Annotated in this window: 15 protein-coding genes; 12 read left to right on the forward strand and 3 right to left on the reverse strand. The window is 70.9% G+C overall.

Annotated features, from left to right (window positions below):
• The first annotated feature begins 111 nt into the window (after positions 1-111).
• From AB0C03_RS18180 to AB0C03_RS18230, 11 genes are all read left to right on the forward strand, one after another.
• Positions 112-1,101, forward strand: a complete 990-nt coding sequence (locus AB0C03_RS18180) for a carboxymuconolactone decarboxylase family protein (RefSeq protein WP_030328227.1) — start codon at positions 112-114, stop codon at positions 1,099-1,101.
• A 10-nt stretch (positions 1,102-1,111) separates the two neighbouring features.
• Positions 1,112-1,561: a DUF6220 domain-containing protein gene (locus AB0C03_RS18185; RefSeq protein WP_030328225.1), complete on the forward strand. Its 450-nt coding sequence runs from the start codon at positions 1,112-1,114 to the stop codon at positions 1,559-1,561.
• Entirely contained in the window at positions 1,558-3,300 is a 1,743-nt protein-coding gene (locus AB0C03_RS18190; protein ID WP_030328223.1) for a multicopper oxidase family protein, read from the forward strand. Before AB0C03_RS18185 ends, AB0C03_RS18190 begins: the two co-directional genes overlap by 4 nt.
• Before the next feature lie 25 nt (positions 3,301-3,325).
• Entirely contained in the window at positions 3,326-3,769 is a 444-nt protein-coding gene (locus AB0C03_RS18195) for an OsmC family protein (protein WP_030328221.1), read from the forward strand.
• Between the two features lie 57 nt (positions 3,770-3,826).
• The gene (locus AB0C03_RS18200) at positions 3,827-4,909 is read left to right on the forward strand and encodes a hypothetical protein (protein WP_156057257.1); all 1,083 of its coding nucleotides are present in this window, start codon (positions 3,827-3,829) and stop codon (positions 4,907-4,909) included.
• A gap of 185 nt (positions 4,910-5,094) precedes the next feature.
• Positions 5,095-6,501 (forward strand): glycoside hydrolase family 62 protein, encoded by a 1,407-nt coding sequence (locus AB0C03_RS18205; RefSeq protein WP_357637926.1) that lies wholly within the window; start codon positions 5,095-5,097, stop codon positions 6,499-6,501.
• A 212-nt stretch (positions 6,502-6,713) separates the two neighbouring features.
• The gene (locus tag AB0C03_RS18210; protein ID WP_357637929.1) at positions 6,714-7,214 is read left to right on the forward strand and encodes a GNAT family N-acetyltransferase; all 501 of its coding nucleotides are present in this window, start codon (positions 6,714-6,716) and stop codon (positions 7,212-7,214) included.
• A gap of 101 nt (positions 7,215-7,315) precedes the next feature.
• Positions 7,316-7,930: a dihydrofolate reductase family protein gene (locus tag AB0C03_RS18215; protein WP_357637932.1), complete on the forward strand. Its 615-nt coding sequence runs from the start codon at positions 7,316-7,318 to the stop codon at positions 7,928-7,930.
• Between the two features lie 61 nt (positions 7,931-7,991).
• Positions 7,992-8,666 carry a DUF6891 domain-containing protein gene (locus tag AB0C03_RS18220; protein ID WP_357637934.1) on the forward strand — a complete coding sequence of 225 codons (675 nt, stop codon included), beginning with the start codon at positions 7,992-7,994 and terminating at the stop codon, positions 8,664-8,666.
• A gap of 123 nt (positions 8,667-8,789) precedes the next feature.
• The gene (locus tag AB0C03_RS18225; protein WP_210859870.1) at positions 8,790-9,683 is read left to right on the forward strand and encodes an SGNH/GDSL hydrolase family protein; all 894 of its coding nucleotides are present in this window, start codon (positions 8,790-8,792) and stop codon (positions 9,681-9,683) included.
• Positions 9,684-9,836: 153 nt separating this feature from the next.
• Complete coding sequence (locus AB0C03_RS18230; RefSeq protein ID WP_357637938.1) at positions 9,837-11,264, forward strand: serine/threonine-protein kinase; 1,428 nt, start codon at positions 9,837-9,839, stop codon at positions 11,262-11,264.
• Positions 11,265-11,388: 124 nt separating this feature from the next.
• On the opposite strand, the gene AB0C03_RS18235 is transcribed toward AB0C03_RS18230, so the two are convergent.
• A complete protein-coding gene (locus AB0C03_RS18235) occupies positions 11,389-12,366 on the reverse strand; it encodes a glycoside hydrolase family 11 protein (protein ID WP_374224345.1) in 978 nt (325 codons plus the stop codon).
• Between AB0C03_RS18235 and AB0C03_RS18240 the strand changes: the two genes are divergently transcribed.
• Complete coding sequence (locus AB0C03_RS18240; protein WP_256443362.1) at positions 12,365-12,487, forward strand: hypothetical protein; 123 nt, start codon at positions 12,365-12,367, stop codon at positions 12,485-12,487. The genes AB0C03_RS18235 and AB0C03_RS18240 overlap by 2 nt on opposite strands.
• 351 nt (positions 12,488-12,838) lie before the next feature.
• Here AB0C03_RS18240 and AB0C03_RS18245 read toward each other — a convergent pair whose 3' ends face one another.
• The gene (locus AB0C03_RS18245; RefSeq protein WP_210867031.1) at positions 12,839-13,984 is read right to left on the reverse strand and encodes an RNA polymerase sigma factor; all 1,146 of its coding nucleotides are present in this window, start codon (positions 13,982-13,984) and stop codon (positions 12,839-12,841) included.
• Positions 13,985-13,992: 8 nt separating this feature from the next.
• Entirely contained in the window at positions 13,993-14,400 is a 408-nt protein-coding gene (locus tag AB0C03_RS18250; protein ID WP_030337686.1) for a YciI family protein, read from the reverse strand.
• Positions 14,401-14,533 lie beyond the last annotated feature (133 nt).

The following is a 14,533-nucleotide window of genomic DNA, read 5'->3' on the forward strand; positions in this document are numbered from 1 at the left end:
CATCCCGCGCGCGTGGTACCTGCCGCGTACCACGGGCGCGGTATCGGCGACCCGGCAAGTGTCTGCACCGGAACGACGCTTTCCCGGCCCGCCGCAACAAGCATCGAGCCCATGACATACCGCTTCTTCACCCCCACACCGACGAGGGCGGCCACCGGCCTCACCGCGGCGGTCTACCAACAGCTGCGCGACGACTTCCTCGGGCCGTTGCCGACCTTCCAGGCGCTGTCGGCGGTGCCGGAGGTGCTGGCCGCGACCTGGGCGTTGATGCGGGAGGCGCTGCTCGCCGGCGACGCTTCCCGGGTCGAGCGGGAACTCGTCGCGACCGTCGTGTCCCGGGCCAACCGCTGTCAGTTCTGCGTCGACGCCCACGTGCTGCTGCTGCACGCGCTGGGCGCGTCGAAGCTCGCCGAGGCCGTTGCCCGGGGTGAGACGCCACCCGAGCCGGAACACGCCCGGCTCGTCGAGTGGGCACAGGCCAGCCGCAGTCCCAGAGCCGCCGACTGGACCAGCCCGTACCGGGTGGAGATCACCGGCACCCTGCTGGTGTTCCACTTCATCAACCGGGTCGTCTCGGCGTTGCTCGACCCCGATCTGCTCCCCGGCGGCCTGCAACGCTCCCCACTGGTGCGCTCGGTCGGAGGCCGGCTCTACGCCAGGGCGGCCCGGGAGCCGAAGGAACCCGGCCGGAGCCTCCCGCTGCTCGACGCCGACGCGACGGCGGCGCCGGCCTGGGCGGGGGACAGCCCGGTGGGTGTCGCCTACGCGTCGTTGCGCGATGCCGCCAACCGCGGTGGGGAGCTGCTGGGCGAGGTGGCGCGCGAGACCGTCACGGCGACCGTGCGCTGGGAGGACGGGCGGTTCCCGGCCCGGCCTGCGGACTGGGCCGTCGACCTGGTGCGGGACGTGCCGGGCACGGACCGCATCGGGACGCGGATCGCGTTGCTGGCGGCGTTCGCTCCCAGCGCGATCAGCCCGGGCGACGTCGCGCTGTGGCGGCTCTCCCACCCGGCCGACGCCGACCTCGTGCGGCTGGTCGCGTACGGGGCGATCACGGCCACCGATCATGTCGCCCGGGCTCTCGCCTCGGCGCACCTCTAGGAGGTATTCCATGCGCAAGGCTCTCGTCGTCATCAGCGCGCTGACGCTCGTCGCGTTCGCCCTCCAGTTCATCTTCGCCGCGGTGGGCGGGTTCACGAAGCCGGCCGGCGACGGCGCGTACGCGTTGCACAGCGTCAACGGCATGGCGGTCATCCCGGTTCTCACACTGCTCACCGTCCTGTTCGCCGCGCTGGCGAAGGCGCCGGGCCGGCTCATCGGGCTGGCGGTGCTGCCGGTCGGCCTCGTCGTCCTCCAACCGCTCATCGCCATGCTCGCCAACGGGTTCGCCGACGCGTCGGGCGTCAGCACTCCGCTCGGCCTCACCATCGGCGGGCTGCACGCGCTCAACGGAATCATCGCGGTGCACGTCGTGGTCGGCGTCCACCGGGCGGCCCGGAAGCTGGCCGGCCTGGTGCCGGCCGAGGCCGGGGTTCCCGCCCGGGAAGTGGAGCCGGCGTGAGCACCGGGTCGCTGCTCGCGGTCGACCTCGTGATCGCGGTCCTCGCGGCCGGCGCCTGGTTGGGTGGTGGTGCCGCGTCCGTCGCGCGACGCCGCCCGCTCGCACTGGGACTGGCGGCGGTCGCGCTGGTCGCGACGCTCGCCCGCGCGATCACGATCACCGCCCTGGCCCGCGCCGGCTGGTGGTTCGCCGCGGAGAAGGTTCTCATCGCCGCCCCCCTGTCGCTCGCGGCGGTGGCCGTCGCCGGTCCGCGGCTGTTGCGGGCCCGGGGTGACGTCCGGGCCGTCGCGCTTGCGCTGCTCTTCGCCGGGTACGCCACGGGCAGCGCCCTGCTCGTGACGGTCCTGCACGGTTATCCGGCGTCGGCGGGGGCGGGGCTGCTCGCGGTCGCCGGGGTCGTCGCGGCGACGGTGATCTCGGGGCGTGCCCTCGGCGCGCGCCCGTCGCGGCCGGTGTCCCGGGTGGCGGTCGCGGTGGCGGTCGCGGCGCTGGTCACCGGAACCGGGCTGACCGTCGCCCCGGAGACCGCCCCCGCCGTACCGCACGATCATGGCTTTCCGGCGGCGACCCGGATCTCCGCCGAACCCACCAGACGGTTCACCCTGACGGCCGGGACCGCCACTGTGAACGCGGGCGGCCGGGACGTGGCGGCGTGGGCGTTCAACGCGCAGGTACCCGGACCGGAGTTGACCGCCACCGTCGGCGACATCCTGGAGGTGACGCTGCGCAACCGGGACATCGGGCGCGGCGTCACGCTGCACTGGCACGGGTACGACGTGCCGAACGACCAGGACGGGGTGCCCGGGGTGACCCAGGCGGCGGTGCGACCCGGGCAGGAGTTCGTCTACCGGTTCCGCGCCGACCAGGCCGGAACGTACTGGTACCACACGCACTCGGCCTCCGATGTCGGCGTCCGGATGGGTCTCTACGGTGTGCTGGTGGTGCGACCGGGGTCGGTCAGCGGCCTCGACGTCACGGTGCCGGTGCACACCCTGGCGGGGCGTCCGCTGCCCGCGCCGACAGTGCAGCGGGTGGAGGCCGGCGTGCCGGTGCGGTTGCGGCTGATCAACACCGACAGCACCACGCACCGGTACGCCCTGGCGGGGACCGCGTTCCTGGTGGCCGCGATCGACGGCGTCGACCTGCGGGGCCCGACACCGCTGGTGGACACCGCCGTGCTGATCCCCGCCGGGGGCCGCTACGACCTGGTCTTCACCGCGCCGGCGACCCCGGTGTCGCTGTTCGTCGACGGACGGGCGGTCTACTCGACCGGCCCGGTGTCGACGGCGACCGGCGCCTGGCCGGTGCTCGATCCGCTCGGCTACGGCGCTACCGCGGCGGTGCCCTGGCCCCGGTTCGACCGGACGTTCACCCTCGTTCTCGACCGCGGCCTCGACCTGCGCGGATTGCTGCCGCGCTACGCCCACACCGTCAACGGCGCGGCCGACCCGGACATCCCACCGCAGGTCGTACGCCGGGGCGACGTCGTGCTGTTCACCATCGTCAACCGGTCGCAGGTGGTGCACCCGTGGCACCTGCACGGCCACCACGTCCTGGTGCTGGCCCGCGACGGCGAGCCGGCGGTCGGCAGCCCGCTGTGGCTGGACTCGTTCGACGTCCGTCCGGGCGAGGTGTGGAAGGTGGCGTTCCGGGCCGACAACCCCGGGATGTGGGCCAACCACTGCCACAACCTGGCGCACGCCGATGCCGGGATGACGCTGCATCTCATGTACTCCTGATCACGGATGCCGGTAGGTTTCAGCCATGACTGAGGACACCTTCCGCTCGGTGGCGATCGAGCGCTCCAGCCTGGGCAACTACGTCGTGCGGAACGTCCGTGGCGGGTCGGTGTCGCTGGGCACGGGTAAGGACGGCAGTTTCACGCCGGTGGAGCTGCTGTTGGCCGCCATCGGCGGCTGCACCGCTGTGGACGTGGACCACATCACCAGCCGCCGTGCGGAGCCGACCGGTTTCACCGTCGCCGTCACCGGTGACAAGATCCGCGACGAGGCGGGCGGCAACCGGATGCAGAACCTGCGGGTCGAGTTCACCGTGACGTTTCCGGAGGGCGCGGACGGCGACCAGGCCCGTGCGGCGCTGCCCCGGTCGCTGCAGCAGTCGCACGACCGGTTGTGCACCGTCTCCCGTACCGTCGAGCTCGGCACTGCCGTGTCCATCGTCGAGTCGTCCGCGCCCACCGCGGAGTGATCGTCACTGAGCCCGGCTACTCAGGTCCGGTGCGGTCGTTCGTGTGAGGGTGACGGGATGCGTCGACTACTTGTGCCACTGCTGATCGTCCTCGCCGCGGCGGTGGCCTGCGCCGAGCCGAACGCCCGGCCGGGGCAGCCGGACCCGACGGAGGCGGAGCCGGTGCCCACCGAACTGCTCGCCGACGGCAGCGTCCCCTGGGCCGACCTGAAGATCACCGACGAGGACCTCAACGGCCGCCCCGCCGAGCCGAGGAGGCCGGCCCGCGGCAGCGAGCCGTGCCGTGCGGAGCAGCTGACCGGCCGGCTCACCAGCTGGACCCGGCCGGGCACCGGCGGTGAGAAGCCTCGCGGCTTCGACGCCGCCATCGGCAAGCTCATCGGCGAAGTGGACGTGCGGAACGCGTCGAAGAAGGAGTGCACGCTGCAGGGCGAGGTGCCCACCAGGATGCTCGTCGGCGGCCGCGAGGTCCCGATGCTCTACACCCACGGCATCAACGAGGAGGGCCGCTCCCGGGTCGTTGCCGTGCCGGCCGGTGGCCACGCCAGCCTGCGCCTGGACTGGTCCGGGCCGTTCTGCCAGCCCCTCGGGCTGTTCGAGCTCGCGATCGAGCTGCCGCACGACGGGGGCACCCTGCGCGCGCCGGTCACGGCCGATGAGCGCCCGGGCTGTCCGCAGGGGGAGGGGGTCAACCCTCGCGCCCGGGCGACGTTGTCCGCCAGTGGGTTCACCGAGCCGGTGGCGATGTCGAAGCCTCCGTCCTCGCCGCTCGACCAGCTCACCGTCGCTGTTCAGGGGCCGCCAACCGCCGCCGCCGGTTCGCGGGTCTCCTTCCGGGTGACCCTCGGCAACCCGACCGACGGTCCCCTCGCGTTGGACCCCTGCCCGGCCTACCTGATGGAACGGTTCTCGCTCGGCGACGCGACGAACGACGCGGTGAACTCGGCCCAGCTGTACCGGCTGAACTGCCGCCCGCTCACGCAGATCCCGGCCGGCGGCACGGCGGTGTTCGAGATGGTCGCCGAGGTGCCGGCCTCGATGCGGGCCGGGCGCGAGCTGACGGTGACGTGGAAGTTCTATCTGCCGCACTACGTGCAGCGCAGCGGTCAGTTCGGGGTGCTCACCCTCACTGTCGGCTGAGGAGCGCCGCTCCGGGTCCGCGCAACGGGAAAGTCGGCGGTGAACGAGAAGCAGGCATAGATGTTGTTGATGGTATGGGAGCGCTCCCGTAACATACCCGACGCGGCCTGTTAACGCTCACATTCAGTTACTGAGCAGCGACCATCACCACCGGGTAGGCCGCCGTCCCGCGAGGAGGGTGCAATATGACCAGATCCAGAGCCACCAATGCCGGTCTGGTTGTGGCCGGCGTCGGTTTACTGGTGTCGTCGACAGTCGTCGCCGCGCTGCCGGCCGGCGCTGCGGCCGAGGGTTGTTCGGTGAGCTACGCCGTGTCGTCGCAGTGGCAGGGCGGCTTCGGCGCCAACGTGGCGATCACCAACCTGGGTGATCCGTTGAGCAGCTGGACGTTGACCTGGTCCTACGGTGCCGGGCAGACGGTGACGCAGGCCTGGAACACATCGCTGACGCAGAGCGGGTCAGCGGTGACGGCGAGGAACGTGAGCTACAACGGGTCGGTCCCGACCAACGGCACTGTGTCGTTCGGGTTCAACGGGTCCTGGACGAGCAGCAACCCCAACCCGACGAGCTTCGCTCTCAACGGCGTCACCTGCACCGGTGGCACGACGACCCCGCCGACCACCCCGCCGCCGACCACCCCGCCACCCACCGACCCGCCGCCGACGACTCCACCGCCGACCCAGACGTGTGACCTGCCCTCGTCGTACCGGTGGTCGTCGACGGGTGCGTTGGCGCAGCCGAGGTCGGGTTGGGTGTCGTTGAAGGACTTCACCGTCGCCCCCTACAACGGCCAGCAGCTCGTGTACGCCACCACCCACGACACCGGGACCCGGTGGGGTTCGATGAACTTCGGCCTTTTCTCGAATTACTCGCAGATGGGTTCGGCGAGTCAGAACGCGATGAATTCGGCGACGGTGGCGCCGTCGTTGTTCTACTTCGCGCCGCGCAACATCTGGGTGTTGGCGTATCAGTGGGGTGGGCCGGCGTTCTCGTACCGGACGTCGTCGGATCCGACGAACCCGAATGGGTGGTCGTCGCCGCAGACGTTGTTCAGTGGGAGCATCACTGGTTCGGGTACGGGTCCGATTGATCAGGCGGTGATCGGTGACAGCCAGAACATGTATCTGTTCTTCGCCGGTGACAACGGGAAGATCTACCGGGCGAGTATGCCGATCGGGAACTTCCCGGGCAGTTTCGGGTCGAACTACACGACGATCATGAGTGACACGACGAACAACCTGTTCGAGGCGGTGCAGGTGTACAAGCTGCAGGGCCTGAACAAGTACCTGATGATCGTGGAGGCGATCGGGTCGCAGGGTCGCTACTTCCGGTCGTTCACCGCCACCAGCCTGGGTGGTTCGTGGACGCCGCAGGCCACCAGTGAGAGCAACCCGTTCGCGGGTAAGGCGAACAGTGGTGCGACCTGGACCAACGACATCAGCCACGGTGAGTTGCTGCGGACCAGCGCTGACCAGACGATGACTGTCAACGCCTGCAACCTGCAACTGCTGTATCAGGGTCGGTCGCCGAACTCGGGTGGTGACTACGGTCTGCTGCCGTACCGGCCGGGTCTGCTGACGCTGCAGCGCTGACACGATGTGATCACGCTCGACTGACAGGGAACGGGCGGGCTCGGCAGGACGCCGAGCCCGCCCGCGCCACGCCAGGTGTGGTGCACCTCTCGCGACCGGCAACCGGTCGGTTCCCGCCGTTCCGGCCGGTGCCGACAGCCGTGCAAGGATGGTGTGTGAGCTGCGAATCCACGACGTCGCCGGCGGTCGGTCCCACCGCCTTCCCTCTCGTTGTGAAGGGGGAGGGGATCGTGCTGCGCGACTGGCTCGACGCGGATCTGCCGTCCATGCCGGGTCTCTTCGACGCGCCGGACATCGCGGCGAACACCGACATCCCCTCTCCGTTCGACGCGGACGCCTTTCTCAGCAGGATCCGACGGCGCCGCGCGCAGGGCGTCGTCGACCTGGCCGTGACACGCGACGGCGGGGAGCCGCTCGGCCTCGTCGCGCTGCACGTGGCGATCGGGGTGCTCGGGTACGCCGTCGGCCCGGCGCACCGCGGCCGGGGTATGGCGTCGCGTTCGCTGCGGTTGATGACGGCGTTCTGCCACCAGGAACTCGGCTTCACCCGACTACGGTTGAGCATCGTGCAGGGCAACGTGCCCTCGCAGCGGGTCGCCGAGTCCGCCGGATACCTCCGAAGCGACGATGACGTCGTCGAGAGGACGAACGGGTTGGGGCAGTCGAAGCTGCTCGAAACGTGGCACTGGCTCGCTCCCGTGACGTCCGTCTGACAAAAAGACGGGATACGACACGCGTCATCGGGGCTGTCGGTGGCGGACGAGTTTGGGACGATGCGCCGGTCGACATCACCGACGCGAAGGGATCCCCCGCGATGGCAAAGGTCATCTCCACGCTGTTCATCTCGGCCGACGGCGTGGCCGAGATCGACCCTGACTGGCACTTCCCGTACTTCGACGAGAACATGGGACGCGCCGTCACCGAGGACTACGACACCGCCGACGTGCTGCTCATCGGCCGCGAGACGTACGACAGCTTCGCCGGGGCCTGGCCCGACCGGGAGGCCGCCGGTGGTGACGACGCACCGTTCGCCAAGCAACTCGGCGACATGCGCAAGGTCGTCGTCTCGCGTCAGTCGCTGGAGTTCTCCTGGCGCAACTCGGAGCTGATCAACGGGGACTTCCTCGACGCCGTCAGCGCGCTCAAGGCCGATGCCGGCGTCCGGGGCATCCTCATCCCGGGGTCGATCTCGGTGGTGCAGCAACTGCTGGCCGCGGGCCTGGTCGACGAACTGCGCCTGCTGGTGCACCCGGTGGCCGCGCGCAAGGGCCGCAGGCTGTTCGACGAGGGCGAGGCGGCGTACCACCTGCGGCTCGTGGCTTCGGAGGCGTTCCCGACCGGGGTCCTCCGCGTGATCTACGCCCCGGGCACGGCGCCGACGCCGGTCGGCTACGACGAGGTCAAGGATCAGGTGCCGGCCGGCAACTAGGGCGTTCCTGGCCGGTCGCTCGCGGACCGGGATAGTCGTACGCCCATGTGAAGATCTCGTCGTGACTGAGTGGACGTACAACGACCGCCCCGAGGGCGTCAGGTTCCTCACCGATCGGGTCCCTGAGCCGGGCCGCACCGCCGTCGACGACGAGCTGTGGGGCTGGGTGGTGCGGGGTGAGAGCGACCCGGACGAGTTCGTCGACGTCTTCGACGACCCCGACGAGCGGTGCGGTGCCACCGACGACGACCTCAGGACGGCGTACGAGGCGGCGTTGGCGGTTCGGCGGGAGCAGCAGCGCGGGTGGGGTGAGGTGCGCGGCAACCTCACCCGTGCCTTCGCCGAGCTCAATGAGCTGGGGGTGTTGGCCCGGGAGGATTTCAGTTGCTGCGGCACCTGCGCGAGCGCCGAGATCCACGACGAGCGGGACGACTCCCGCCACTGGCACGGGTTCCTCTGGTACCACCAGCAGGACACGGAGTCGCTGATCGCAAGCGAGGACGGCGAGGTCTACCTCGGCTACGGCGTCTATCCCGCTGCCGACTTCGACGAGGTCGCCTATGCCGCCCTGTCGGAGGCCGAGCAGCAGGCCGGCTACCAGGCCGACCTGGAACGACTGCTGGACGAGGTCGCGTTTCCGGTGCTCCGCAAGCACGGCATGCGGGTGGAGTGGAACCGTAAGCAGTCCCGGCGGATCCGGGTCACCGGCGCCCGATGGTATGCGCCGCTGGATTGACGGCTACCGATTCATCCCACACTCCGGACGGGTGTTTAGTGAGGCCGATCGATATTGACGGGGGCGGTCGGCGGCGACAGGATCTCGGGCACCACCACCCCTGATCCCCTCCTGGGAGCCTCCATGACCCGTCCCCGCCTGCCCCGGATGCGGGCAGCCACCCGGTTGGCCGCCCTCGCCCTCGCCACCGCCGGTGTGCTGCTCACCGTCGCCACCCCCGCCAGCGCGGCCGTGCCCACCGGCCGTTACGTCGCGCTGGGCGACTCGTACACCTCAGGTCCGCTGGTCCCCACCCAGATCGACCTCAACTGTCTGCGGTCCAACCGCAACTACCCGTCGCTGGTGGCGGCGTCCGCCGGCTCGTCGTCGTTCGCCGACGTGAGCTGCTCCGGCGCCACCACCGACGACATCCTCTACGGCGGTAGTGGCGCACTGGGCATCACGCTGCCGCCGCAGCTCAACGCGGTCACCTCGAACACCTCGCTGGTGACGGTGCAGATCGGGGGCAACGACATCGGCTTCGCCGGCATCATCGGCGACTGTGCGGAGGCCAGCGTCAGCAGCCCGCTCGGCTCGCCGTGCAAGAACCGGTACACCGCCGGAGGGGTCGACCAGTTGCAGGCGCGGATCGTCGCCGCCACGCCGAAGGTCACCGCCGTGCTGCAGGCGGTCCGGCGGGCCGCCCCGAACGCGCGGGTGGTGGTGCTCGGTTACCCGGCGATCCTGCCGGACACCGGTTACGGCTGCTGGCCGGTCGTCCCGATCGCCTACCAGGACGTGCCGTACCTGCGTGGCATCGAGAAGTCGCTCAACGCCATGCTGGCCAGCGCCGCGAGCGCCAACGGCGCCACCTACGCCGATGTCTACACCCCGTCGATCGGCCGCGACGCGTGCAAGAGCAGCGGCACCCGGTGGGTCGAGGGTCTGGTGCCGCAGAACTCGGCCGCGCCGTTCCACCCCAACGCCCGGGGTGAGCAGGGCATGGCCACCGCCCTGCTGGCCAGGCTGAACAGCTGACCGGACCCGGTTGAGCCGGCCCCGTCGGAAACGGCGGGGCCGGCGCAGCACCGTCGGCGCTGACGGTGCTTCCCGACGCGGCACCACCACCCGAGGCGACCTCGCGGTGCTTGAGATCGCGCAGTCCGGGGTACCGAACGTGTCATGCCGAGCGTGGGGCAAGTCATCGGAGGCCGTTACCGCCTGGTCGAGAGCATCGCCAGCGGTGGGATGGGTGACGTCTGGCGGGCGGTCGACGACACCCTGGACCGCTGCGTGGCGGTCAAGATGCTGCAACCTCGGCTGGTCGCCGACGCCGGCTTCGGCGAGCGCTTCCGCCGCGAGGCGCGGGCCATGGCGGCCCTGCGTCACCCGGGCGTGGCCCAGGTCTACGACTACGGCGAGGTGTCCCAGGCCGACGCGCCGGTCCTCGCGTACATCGTGATGGAGTGTGTGCAGGGACAACCCCTGTCGGAGCGGATCGCCGAGGTCGGCCGGCTGGGGGTGGCCGAGACGATGTCGATCGCCGCGCAGACCGCCCGTGCGCTTCAGGCCGCACACGACGCCGGCCTCGTGCACCGGGACGTGAAGCCCAGCAACCTGATCATCGAGCCGGACGGGCACGTCGTACTCGTCGACTTCGGCGTCGCGGTGACGCCGGAGGCGGCGAGCCTGACCGGCACGAACCAGGTCGTCGGCACCGCCCACTACATGGCCCCCGAGCAGATCACCAGGAACGAGACCACCTCGGCGATCGACATCTACGCGCTCGGTGCGGTCGTCTACCACTGCCTCGCCGGTAGGCCCCCGCACCAGGGCGAGCACGCCGTCGCGGTGGCGCTGCGCCATCTCGAGGAGGAGCCACCGGCGCTGCCGGAGGACGTTCCGGCGGAGGTCCAGCGCCTGGTCGCCACCGCGATGGCCAAGGAGCCGACCCGCCGTTTCCCGACGGCGGCGGCGATGGCCACCGCCGCGCAGACGCTCGCGGAGCCGTCCGATGAGTTGGTGCGGACGGCCGTCGGCGCGCCGGTCGCGGCGGCGGCCGGGCGCTTCCCGGCCCGGCGCTCGGTTGCCGGCGGCGCGGCGAAGCGGTCGGGGGGTCCCGGGCCGAAGGTGCTCGCGGTGCTTCTCGGATCGATGGCCGCCGCGGCCGCCGTCCTGGTGTTCGCCGATCCCACCGGCATGATGCCGGGCCCGGCCGGGCGATCGTCGACGCCACCCGGAGCGCCGTCCTCGGTGTCGCCAACGGCGCCCGCTCAGCAGGAGCCCGGGCCCGGCGTCGGCGGCGGTGAACCGGCCAACCGCGGTTCAGCAGGCGTGCCGGTGCGTGCGCCCGGGTCGCCGACGCCCAGCCGTTCGGCGGGCGGCGGGGCGGCGGGGCGACCGACTCCCTCCAGCACGAGCACCTCGGACGCGCCCGGACCCACCACCTCCGAGAGCCCCGATGCGGAGCCGACGACCGACCCGACCGGTGGAACAACGGCGCCATCCTCGGTGGCGCCGACCGAGGCACCAGCGGCCGACAGCGAGGAATCCGACGACACTGAGGAATCGCCGGAGCGGGAGACGGTGGCCGGCGAGAGCGCCGCGCCGCCGGTCTAGCGGACGGCGGCGACTGTCACGGCCGGGGCGCGCCCGTCGGGACCGTCGAGGCGTGGCGGCCGGGCACCTCTGGCGTGGCGGCCGGGGCCGCCACGCCAGAGGTGGTGTCAGGTGGTGCTCAGCGTCAACTGGTACGACAGGTGACCGTCGGCCAGGTCCAGTTGCCGTTGGCCATGATCGTCACACCGAAGTTGTTGCCGTTGCCGTTCGGCGTCGCGGTGACAGTGCCACTGTTGCCGTTCACCGCGGCGTTCCAGCTGTTCTGGATGCTCTGGCCGCCACCGAGGCCGAGGCTGACGACCCAGTTGTTGGTGCCACTGACCGCGACGTTGAGGTTGAACCGGTCACCCCACTGCTGGCCGGCGGAGAGCGTCGCGGTGCAGTTGCCGGTCCCCGGGTTGCCGGTGGTGGGCCCGGACGTCGGGTTGCCGCTACCGCCCTCCCGGACGGTGATGTCGGAGCTGCCGCTGCTCTGGTAACCCTCGGTGGCCATGATCTGGTAGCTGTGGTTGCCGAGGTTCAGGCCGGCGCGGGCCCAGGCGTCGAAGTGGTTGGCGGTGGTGATGGTGCCGCTGGAGCGCTTCTGCTGGCGGACGCTCCAGTACTGGTAGAACGTCTGGGTGCCGTCGATCGACGGGGCGTTGACCCGCTGGCTGCGGAGGATGTCGTAGGTGCCGCCGTCGGTGGTGACAGTGCCCAACCGCTGGGCGCCGCTGCTCGGGTTGTAGCTGCCGAAGTTCTCCACCACGTAGTACTCGACCAGCGGGTTGCGGGTCCATCCGTACAGGGCGAGGTAGGTGTTGTTGTTGCCCGGGTTGTAGCTGCCCGAGTAGCTGACCGTCCGTCGGTTGCCGGTGGCCCAACCCTTGCCGCCGACCCAGTTGTTGGTGCTCCGGTCCCAACTGCTGGTGTACCGGCCGTCGGCGCGCAGCGTCATGCTGGCGTTGCCGCTGTCCTTCCAGAACGAGAAGTAGTACCCGTTGTGCGTGCCGGTGAGGTTCGAGGTGAGCGTCCGGTCGGCCTCGGCGTACGCATTCGTGGCCGTCATCGTGCCGGCGACGGCCAGGACGGCGGTGCATGCGGCGCCGAGGAGCAACCGCATGCGGCCGCGACTTCTCGGTCTGGTGTGGCTGGTGTCGGTCATGGAACTGTTGCCTCCTCGTGACGGCTGGCGGGGGGCCAGCGGCGCGGTACGCCTCGGCAGGCTGCCGGTGGTCGGGTAAGGGCCACGGCGTCATACCGCTCTGGTGGTGGGGCCGGTCGTCCTGCACGACGACCGGAGAAGTGGGTCGCGGTGGTTTGGTGCTGACGACGATTGAGCGCCGTCGATGGCGACCGTATGACCCGGTCCACGGCTTGTCAACAATTTTCGGAAACACAATGGCAACACAGCCGTCGTCGCTGATTCCACATTCATCCAGGTCAGTAGTGGATCAGAGCGCAGGGTGGTCATCGGACGTTCACAGTGGCGGAGCGAGGGCTCGGCGGAAGATCGCTGAAAGTTCCGGAGACTTTCCGGATCTCGTGCGCCGACAGTGGCAGATGGTGCGGACAACGACCGCTGGTGCGACCGGTCAGCGACGCCCGAGCGCGTTGAGCCGGGCGGCCTGCCGGGTCAGGTGGTCGCGTTCGGCGAGGTTGGGGGCCTGCCGGGCCGCCTCGGCGTACCGCCGCGCCGCCGTCGCCAGGTCGCCGTCGCGCTCGTGCAGGTACGCCGCCACCGCCGTGTACCGGGGCAGTGTGTCGTCCAGCGCCGCGAGAGCCCTCAGGCCGGCCCGGGGACCGTCGGCCTCACCGACCGCCACCGCCCGGTTGAGTCGGACGACCGGGTTGTCGGTCAGGCGCACGAGTTCGTCGTACCACTCCACGATCTGCACCCAGTCGGTCTCGGCGGCGGTGGGCGCGTCGGCGTGCAGCGCCGCGATGGCGGCCTGGGCCTGGAACTCGCCCAGTTGGTCGCGGGCCAGGGCCGCCTGGAGGATCTCGACGCCCTCGGCGATCAACCGGGTGTCCCAGCGGCCGCGGTCCTGCTCGGCGAGGGGCACGAGGGTGCCGTCGGGCGCGGTACGGGCGGCGCGGCGGGCGTGGTGCAACAGCATGAGGGCGAGCAGCCCCGCCACCTCTGGGTGGTCGATCGCGGCCGCGAGCTGTCGGGTGAGCCGGATGGCCTCGGCGGCGAGGTCCACGTCACCGGAGTAGCCCTCGTTGAAGACCAGGTAGAGGACGCGGAGCACGGTGGCGACGTCACCGGGTCGGTCGAACCGCAGCCCGGAGACGGTGCGTTTCGCCCGGCTGATGCGCTGCGCCATGGTCGCCTCGGGCACCAGGTAGGCGTGCGCGATCTGGCGGGTGGTCAAGCCGCCGACGGCGCGCAGCGTGAGTGCTACCGCCGACGACGCCGTCAGCGACGGGTGGGCGCAGAGGAAGTAGAGCGCAAGGGTGTCGTCCACGGTGGGGGCGGGCCCCGGCGCCGGCTCCTCGTCGACGAGATCCTCACGCCGACGGCGAGCGGCGTCGGCTCGGGCCGCGTCGAGGAACCGCCGCCACGCCACAGTGGTCAGCCAGCCCAACGGGTCGCGCGGCGGGTCGACCGGCCAGACGCGGACCGCCTCGACCAGGGCGTCCTGCACGGCGTCCTCGGCCGCCGCGAAGTCGATTCCGCGGCGGACGAGGATACCGAGGACGCTCGGCGTGAGGTTGCGCAGCAGCGTCTCGTCCATCGGAGTTGTCACTCCGTGATGGTCGGCGGCTCGCTCAGGAACGGGCGCAGCTCCAGCCACTCGTGGATCGGCTTGCCGCCGGCACCGGGAGCGGCCGACAACTCCCCGGCCAGCTCGACCGCCCGGTCGTAGCTGTCGACGTCGATCACCATCCAGCCGGCGATGAGATCCTTGGTCTCGGCGAACGGGCCGTCGGTGACCGGCGGTCGGCCCGGGCCGTCGTACCGGACGAACGTGCCCTCGGGGGCGAGTGCCTGGCCGTCGACGAACTCGCCGGTTGCCTCGAGCCGGGCCGCGAAGTCGCGCATGTACTGCATGTGGGCGGAGATCTCCGCCGGCGTCCACTGGTCCATCGGCACGTCGTGCACCGCCGCCGGGCCGCCCCGGTAGTGCTTGAGCAGCAGGTACTTGGCCATCGTGATGCTCCTTGAAGCTGGCTGCGACCCATCGTGGTCACGTTCACCCCGGGGACGGAGCCGGTCGGGACTTCTCGACATGGCTGTCCGCTTTTTCTTCCCCCGCAGGTTAACCTCGGGTGAATCGTCCACC

It is taken from the genome of Micromonospora parva, assembly GCF_040649675.1.
GTDB classification, from domain to species: domain Bacteria; phylum Actinomycetota; class Actinomycetes; order Mycobacteriales; family Micromonosporaceae; genus Micromonospora; species Micromonospora parva.